The organism is Streptomyces sp. NPDC059787, assembly GCF_042732315.1.
Taxonomy (GTDB): Bacteria; Actinomycetota; Actinomycetes; order Streptomycetales; family Streptomycetaceae; genus Streptomyces; species Streptomyces atrovirens.
The window spans coordinates 1-1,436 of record NZ_JBHWHX010000092.1 but is presented as its reverse complement, the minus strand read 5'-3'; the positions used below and the strand labels follow the sequence as shown (position 1 = coordinate 1,436).

Genomic DNA, 1,436 nt, shown 5'->3' with positions numbered 1-1,436 from the left:
CGCCGCCCGCCGCCTGTTCGCCGCCGTACGCCAGCACGTCATCGACCACCCGGAGGACTGACCCATGACCGAGCCCACCGTCGACACCACCCACGCCCCCGACCTCCAGGACGTCCGCGCGCAGCTGGAGGCGCAGCAGCGCACCTACCGGGAGCAGCGCGACGCCGTCGACCGCGTCCTGAACTCCCCGGCCGCCGAAGCGACCGCCCGGTACCTGCACGACGACGGCAACGGGATCGGCTTCCGCCAGTTCTTGCGGGAGATCGGCGGAGCGCTCCGCCTGGACGACTACCTCGAGGACGGCCGGCCCGACCCCGCCCGCATCAACCCGGTGATCGACCGCATCTTCAACCGGACCGCGGTGACGGAACTCCAGGGCGGCATCACCATGACCGTCACCCCGACCCACCCCGTCACCCGCCTGTAGGCCCCAGGACCGCGGGCGGCCCGGGTCACCCGCCCGCACGCCCGGAGCAGCACACCGGGCACACGAACGCCCCTCCGATACGTGGGTCGGAGGGGCGTTCGTCGTGTCTGCGGCCGTGCTGCGAACCGGTCCTGTTGCCGCGTCACCTGCCGCGCCACCCGCCGCCCATAGACATGCCGCGCGGCCCCCATCTGCGGCTTCACACGCCGCGCCACAGGACCGGCCGCGTCACCTGCCGCGCCGGCCTACCCGCCCACACATAAGACGTGCCCACACGACCACCCCTGACAGCCCGATAGATCCCGGAATGCCCGGCGAACCCGCTAACCCACAAGACGTGCCAACACTGGAACCCAGAAGACTCTGGAATCAGGACGCGCGGGCAGCCTTGGCCGCCCGGAGCCGGGCCCGGTAGTCCTCGTACGCCTGGAGCCGTTCTGCCGCCTCGTCGGCCGTCTCCTGGCCCTCCGCCCCATCCTGGCCTTCCTGAGCCGCCGTACGGCGCTCCAGGGCCCTCCTGCGGCACTCCCGGGCCTCCGCCGACTCCTGCCGCTCACCGCTCAGGACAGCGGCGCCCGCCGCCCGCCGCTGCTCCTGCTGCTCCCGCTGCTCCCGGGCGCGGGTGATCTGCTGGCCCGACGTGGGCAGTCCGGGGCCGAGCGGGTCCAGTCGCCAGAAGTCGACCCCGGACACCAGACCCCACCCAGTGAGCAGCGATTCCACGGCGGCCCGGCCGCCGACGAACCCGGCCATGGCCACGTCCGCCCGGCCACCCGTACGCCGACCGACCACTTCCCGGAACGGCCGGCGGGCCACCGCGAGGTTCGCGCCGCGCGCCTCCGCCTCCGCCAGATCCGCCGCCAGTTCGTCATCCTCCCGGGTGTCGACCTCTTCCCCGACGAGGGCGGCCAGCCGCTCCTGGAGGCCGTGCGACCAGGTCAGACACCGGCGTCCCTGCGTGGCCCGTTCGTACTCCAGCCACCGGCCCCGGGCCGCGTCGTCCCCGGCC

The 1,436-nt window shown here is 73.8% G+C and carries 2 protein-coding genes; one reads left to right on the top strand and one right to left on the bottom strand.

The genetic code is table 11. From position 1 onward, the window contains the following. Positions 1 to 64 precede the first annotated feature (64 nt). Positions 65 to 427: a hypothetical protein gene (locus ACFV5H_RS37295; RefSeq protein ID WP_385199131.1), complete on the top strand. Its 363-nt coding sequence runs from the start codon at positions 65 to 67 to the stop codon at positions 425 to 427. Between the two features lie 369 nt (positions 428 to 796). Here the strand turns inward: ACFV5H_RS37295 and ACFV5H_RS37290 are convergent. Then, positions 797 to 1,436 (bottom strand): hypothetical protein (locus ACFV5H_RS37290; protein WP_385199129.1); only part of this gene is annotated, 640 nt, incomplete at its 5' end.